Origin of the sequence: Pedobacter westerhofensis, from assembly GCF_900182595.1 — a bacterium.
GTDB lineage: Bacteria > Bacteroidota > Bacteroidia > Sphingobacteriales > Sphingobacteriaceae > Pedobacter > Pedobacter westerhofensis.
In genome coordinates, this window is record NZ_FXTN01000030.1 from 1 (window position 1) to 5,646 (window position 5,646).

The 5,646-nt window shown below is 41.1% G+C and carries 7 protein-coding genes; all 7 read right to left on the bottom strand.

Features of this window, described 5'->3' with window-relative positions; genetic code table 11:
- Positions 1-49 precede the first annotated feature (49 nt).
- On the bottom strand, positions 50-298 hold the full coding sequence (locus FN831_RS27425) for a hypothetical protein (RefSeq protein ID WP_142531409.1): 249 nt from the start codon (positions 296-298) through the stop codon (positions 50-52).
- Between the two features lie 406 nt (positions 299-704).
- Positions 705-1,187, bottom strand: a complete 483-nt coding sequence (locus tag FN831_RS27430; protein ID WP_142531410.1) for a RuvC family protein — start codon at positions 1,185-1,187, stop codon at positions 705-707.
- A 14-nt stretch (positions 1,188-1,201) separates the two neighbouring features.
- Positions 1,202-1,969 carry a hypothetical protein gene (locus FN831_RS27435; protein WP_185960636.1) on the bottom strand — a complete coding sequence of 256 codons (768 nt, stop codon included), beginning with the start codon at positions 1,967-1,969 and terminating at the stop codon, positions 1,202-1,204.
- Between the two features lie 77 nt (positions 1,970-2,046).
- Positions 2,047-2,928 (bottom strand): hypothetical protein, encoded by an 882-nt coding sequence (locus FN831_RS27440; RefSeq protein ID WP_142531412.1) that lies wholly within the window; start codon positions 2,926-2,928, stop codon positions 2,047-2,049.
- Between the two features lie 173 nt (positions 2,929-3,101).
- Entirely contained in the window at positions 3,102-3,341 is a 240-nt protein-coding gene (locus tag FN831_RS28030) for a hypothetical protein (protein ID WP_221931425.1), read from the bottom strand.
- Positions 3,342-3,755: 414 nt separating this feature from the next.
- Positions 3,756-4,463 carry a DNA methyltransferase gene (locus tag FN831_RS27445; RefSeq protein ID WP_142531413.1) on the bottom strand — a complete coding sequence of 236 codons (708 nt, stop codon included), beginning with the start codon at positions 4,461-4,463 and terminating at the stop codon, positions 3,756-3,758.
- An 80-nt stretch (positions 4,464-4,543) separates the two neighbouring features.
- Complete coding sequence (locus FN831_RS27450; RefSeq protein WP_142531414.1) at positions 4,544-5,302, bottom strand: 3'-5' exonuclease; 759 nt, start codon at positions 5,300-5,302, stop codon at positions 4,544-4,546.
- Positions 5,303-5,646: the final 344 nt, after the last annotated feature.

The window sequence follows — 5,646 nt, forward strand, 5'->3', positions numbered from 1 at the left end:
GGTCACTTTACACCGAAATGAGGGGGTCAATTTAGAGCGGAATGAAGCGTCAGTTTAATTGCGGAATGAAGAGGTCAGTTTTGGCGAAACTCCCACTTGATAGCACCTTGAATAGAATTCCATTGGCCTCAATGATTTCTGGATAATATTCATCAATAACCATCTCCGTGTAATACTCAAACACTCCTTCCAAAGTTCTCTGCTTGTATTCCACGAATTGTCTACACCAGGCTTCTACACCTTCCTTGCCTTCGGCAACCTTCTGAAGCTTGCCTTTATACGTCACTGTTTCACTCATTATCTTGGTTTTAATTCAAACTCAATACCCACTATGGTAATGAAATACCTTACCCTGGCCTTCCGGAACCAGGTACCGTGCTGATACCTGCATTCAATTCTTTCAATGTTGATCATTATACTATGTTTATGCCCGGAGGCGGTTAGTTGACAGAGCCGGATTCGAACCGGCAACTCTTTCATTCTGGTCGGTACTCGTCAGGTCTTACACGGTCTTATTTGCGTATGCCTGCAGTGTTCTTCGTTAGAATAAGCCAGATATGATTCGTACAACATCTATCAATTCGCCATCGATAGTGCGCGTTTACCGTTCCGCCATCTGTCAGTATTACTTATTACAAATCGGGCATCTTACCCACGCTCTGATATCAAACCGCTGTCCGCAGCAGCTGATACACACCTCGTGATTATAAACCATACACAAGCATTGCTGCGTCCCTGCCGTGATTATTCGTTCTGCCAGCCCATCCGGTGATGATCTTAAACTTCTTCGCATCTACTTTGGTCTTAATCCGGGCAGGCGCAACCAGATCAAAGCTGATGCCCTCTTGCTGCAAGAACATTTCCCACTGCCGGCACTGTATTTTAATTGCACCGGCACCCTGAATCTTTGCATTCGAATTTGGGCCGTAACGCTTGCGTTTGCGGGCATCTTCGACACGAACAAAAATTTTGATACCATCCTGATTCATCCGCTTTACCAGCTCAAATGCCTGGTGAACTTGAACAGTCATCACCACAGTTAACTTTTTGCCTTGCTTATCATAAAGGGCTAAACCTGTATTGATCCCAGGATCAATTCCGACCACGTATACAATCTGCGGCACCGGCACACTCACGGTAACATGTAAACCCTTTTCCTTCTCACTTTTTAAATCGTTCACCATCATGATGTTTGCTTTATTTAAAATTCCTCGTTTACGGCCTCGTCGATGCTTGTACCAAACTGCTTCAGGTCATCAAACCATTCAATAAGTCCCAATGCCATAGCTCGGTTAATTACTTGCGGATCTTCTGTTTCATTTTGAAGCAATACTTCGAACGCGGCAGTCATCCTTCTTTTTTCGACCTTGTTGATTGCTCTTTTGGGATCCGCTTCTTTTTTTATCTGCACCAGGGCTTTTGCTTTTAGCGAATTCCTGCGGCTCTCATCAAAATTTATTATTCTGGACCGGCGAAGAACTTTGAAGACGAACGTGGCTTCTGCAGGTTGAATGATTATGCCAGTAAGGAAATTTGAGTACAACACGCGCAACCTGGATACAAAGTTTTCCCATTGCTGTTCAGGAGTAGGCTCTGGCTTTGGGGCTTTGCTTTGCTCTTCAATACTCAACTGAATGACTTTTGCATCTTTGCGGTTATCACTGGCTAAGAATGCTCTGATCCATCCGGTAACTGTTGCGGGGGCAATTCCAAAAAACTCTCCGTATTGTCTGTCAGATCCTTTTTTGATCGCGATCGAAACTTCATCAATGGAAACAGCCTGGTATATTTTTTCGCTGTTTAAAAAGTCGTTTAGGTATATCTGAAGTTTAATGAAATCTTCTGTATCAGGAATCTTGTAGCCAAGATGGTAGTACGCTTTTGTGAGAGCGTCCCCTATTTTTGTTCCAATTCTTGAACCCTGAAGATCCGAAATTTTGGGGCTTTTGAAGGCTTCCAATAACTCCATGCACTGAACTGATGGCGTTGAAATTATTTCTCCAGCTACCGAAACTGATTGTGTGTGACCCTTTATCTGTAACTCTTTCATAGTCCCTTGTTCTTGTTTTCTAATTCTTCAACCCTTTTCCAGTACTCTATGCTTGCTGAGTGTAAATCAATTATCGATTCTGCTTTTCCTTTGATCTTTTTTGATTCATGCCTTAGACGTTCAGTATTGAGCTTTTCTACCCAGTTTTCTGCATTCCATGCACCATCTTCAAAAAGGTCAGAATGTGATCCTATAAATTTTTTAAAGCTGTGAGGAAAAGAGTCGTTTATTTTTTTGTATTCTACGTAAGCGACGAATTGCTCTTCAAAATATTTTTGTCGATTATTTATAGTCAGGCACTTTAAAAATGACCCAACTTCACGTTGCTTATCAGGATTTGCAATCTCATTAAATTGGAAGAATTTTAAGACTTCAGTTAACAGAACCATATTTATTTCTGAATGGGGAAACGATCCTACTTCTCCCTTCCCTTCCTTATTCCCTTCCTCTTCCTTTCCCTTCCCTTCCTGGGCTCCCGGTTGTTTCCCGATTGATTCCCCACTGTTTCCCTGTTGATCATCTGGGATTAAAAATGGTTCAGGAGGGTATTTCTCTCCTTCAGTGGCCTCTTTCCCTGTGATCCTTTGATGTTCTTTAAATGATGGAATACTCCCATACTTTTGTCCGTCTACTAAATAAGTTCGTATGAACCCAGACTCTTCCAAAATGTTCAAAGTGTCCTGCATACTGTATTCGAGGAATGGCAAAATGTCCAGCTTCATAGAGCGTGGTTTGTATTCAAACCTGCCCTTATTGTCGCTTAGCATCCACAGCCCCATGAATACCATCATGATATATTTTCCCGGATTTTCAGCCTCCAAATCTTGCAGCAGCTCGTGTCTTAAAAAGGAAGGCTTCACAGTTCTAATTCTGGCCATACTGATTACTTAATTAATAATATTACCCCTACAGACGAAAGTTGGTAGCTAGTTCTGTCGCTGGAAGCGAAAAGAAGTCTGTAGGGATAATATTTAAATGTCTTAAGGCTACCAACCTGGAATTTAAATCAAATATATAAAAATATTACACCACATTACCTAATGGTAATATTTTATTTAAAACTGAAGTAATCGTCGTAGGTGGTCATTAAATCGTTCGTGTTACAATTAAACTGAACACCGCGGTTATCTCTCACTTTTGAGTTACCAGTGCCATTATGCAGCTTTAAAATCGTTACCTCTTCAGTCATTGCTTTCAGTGTGGATTCAACTCTGCTTCTATGAGCAGATGACCCTGTTAATTTCATTGTACTACTACCTGGGACCAGTATTGCTTTCTCTCCGTCTTTCATTTTTTCTTTTACTATTTATAAACCTTTTAAATTAAAATTTCGTTATAAGTGTATAACCCTCTTTATTATGAATCAACACCTTGCGATAATAGCTGACCCTCGTTACGTTAAGCGTAGAGAATTATTTGAAATAAAACTCGCTGCTATACAGCAAAGAAATGACTACTGGTTTAAGCATCGTGTTAACATGACAACTGGTGAATATCCAGACAGGATATATAACTACTTCCGCTACTGTTATGACCATCAACACAATATTGATTTATATCTCAAGGAAAATCTTCTAGCCGAAATAAAGCAAGAATGTTTACTTGCTTTCAATGAGATCTTTCGGCCTCAATGAAAGTAGCGGTGAACACATTCAAGGCTCCGTCCTTTAAAGCGTCACTGGTCAAATACCCAATTGATTCACTACTATCTCAATAAGCTCATCTGGGACGGTGTGAATAGCATTTGTTGTTTTAGAAATTCTTCGAATCTTTGCTGTTGACCAGCGAAGTGGACTGGGCTTAATTCGCAGCCATAGAAATCACACCCATATTCATGTGCAGCAATTCTATGAGATCCAGATCCGACGTGACAGTCAACAATTCTTTGTCCTGGCTTCGCATAATTCAGGTATAACCACTTATACAGGTTGACAGGTTTCTGAGTTGGATGAATACGTTTCTCATTTAACTTCTTATTTCCAATCTGAATATGTCCCTCTTTTATATTGAGGCCTTGCAACATTCCATTCCACATGTATCTAAAAAGTCGGGTACTGTCGTGAGAACTGCAATAAGCTATTTCACAATCAGAAAATGTACTGTTGGAATTGACTTTATCCCAAACAATTCTCCCCGGCTGGAATATGTAACTGTAGTAATTTACTCCCCAGATAATCTGATTTTTAGACTTACTGATAAGTAGATCAAAGTAATCTTTACCTGGCACCACCCACTCTGGTGTCTTTTCGTAATGTACCCGTTTAACTTTCGTGGTCGACTCATCTCTTCCATAAAAACCTCTTCTTTCCGGACCCGAAAAATAAGGTGGATCATCAATAGCCCAGTCAAAGTATTTATCTGGGAATTGATCAAGAAATGCTATTCTGTCCAATAATTGAACTTCACTGATCATAATTGTGAATCATAAAGACGGGGCGATTGACCAGATCAAGGGTTGTTTGCGACCCCGCCTTTGGGTTTATAATTGAACTATTAAAAATTTGAGGTTATACCGAGCATGCTTTCTATGATTCGCACCGTGTCCGGAGCAAAGTCTTTGCTATACATCCATTGCAGGTACCCGTGATCATTCTTGGCTTTCACTCCGCGTTTGCTGCCGAAGTTGAAAACAATATCCCCATCCTTGTCGATCGTAAACTTTCCGGAGAGATCAAGTACTGGTTTATCATGGTTGCAATACAGGGCCAGGCTATCAATGTCCGATGGCAGGTCTTTATACTTTTCCAGTTGCTTTAGGAAAACAGATACGGTGGCGTTGATATCAGCTGCGGCACTATGCGCATTTGCCAGTTCATATTTGCAATAAAATTCGACTGCTGCAGCAAGGGTGCGCGGCTCTTTACGCTTGAATATGTTCCCGCAGTCAATGAACCGGATGGTTGAGTAATCGAATGCAAGGCCGGCTCGTACAAACTCGTTATAGAGCATGGGGATGTCAAACTGGTTACTGTTAAACCCGCCGAAATCACAGTTATTTAGGATACCCCAGATATGCAGACTTAGGTCGTTAAAGGTTGGCTCACCAAAAACCATATCATTTGTGATACCGTGAATAGCCGTGGCCTCTGCAGGTATTAACATTTGAGGATTGATCAACCAGGAGAAATTGTCAGTGCTGTAATCCGGGTGTAATTTGCAGATAGCTAACTCAACTATCCTGTCATTTGCGGTGTCTAAACCGGTACTTTCAATATCAAAAAACGCTATAGGTCGGAAAAATTTGAAACTCATGTTAGCAGTATATAAAGTGTGATTGATTACTTTTAATTAAATGGCGGAAATGAATAATACCGTAGGATCTTGGAGAGGATTCATAGGCCTCCTTTGCTGAGGTGAAATAAATTCCCATAGCTGAATTCAGTACCATTTTTGTATTACTGCCAAACCTTTTTAGGATATATTTAGCATGAAAAACATTCTCTTTCTGAGTGCGTATTTCAGCGAAAGTGCCCCCTCTGTTTCGGGTCAAACTGACCCCCCCACTGGCTGCCGAGCGTAGTAGCGGATGCTCCACTAAGTACTACCAAAGATAATAAATTCCCGCCGCCCCCATCTGGCACTGAGCAAAAGCAGCT

What these genes read in the sequence shown, in the direction of transcription:
- FN831_RS27425 (WP_142531409.1), bottom strand. Translation starts at nt 298, where the DNA reads ATGAGTGAAACAGTGACGTATAAAGGCAAGCTTCAGAAGGTTGCCGAA.
- FN831_RS27430 (WP_142531410.1), bottom strand. Translation starts at nt 1,187, where the DNA reads ATGATGGTGAACGATTTAAAAAGTGAGAAGGAAAAGGGTTTACATGTT.
- FN831_RS27435 (WP_185960636.1), bottom strand. Translation starts at nt 1,969, where the DNA reads ATGGAGTTATTGGAAGCCTTCAAAAGCCCCAAAATTTCGGATCTTCAG.
- FN831_RS27440 (WP_142531412.1), bottom strand. Translation starts at nt 2,928, where the DNA reads ATGGCCAGAATTAGAACTGTGAAGCCTTCCTTTTTAAGACACGAGCTG.
- FN831_RS28030 (WP_221931425.1), bottom strand. Translation starts at nt 3,341, where the DNA reads ATGAAAGACGGAGAGAAAGCAATACTGGTCCCAGGTAGTAGTACAATG.
- FN831_RS27445 (WP_142531413.1), bottom strand. Translation starts at nt 4,463, where the DNA reads ATGATCAGTGAAGTTCAATTATTGGACAGAATAGCATTTCTTGATCAA.
- FN831_RS27450 (WP_142531414.1), bottom strand. Translation starts at nt 5,302, where the DNA reads ATGAGTTTCAAATTTTTCCGACCTATAGCGTTTTTTGATATTGAAAGT.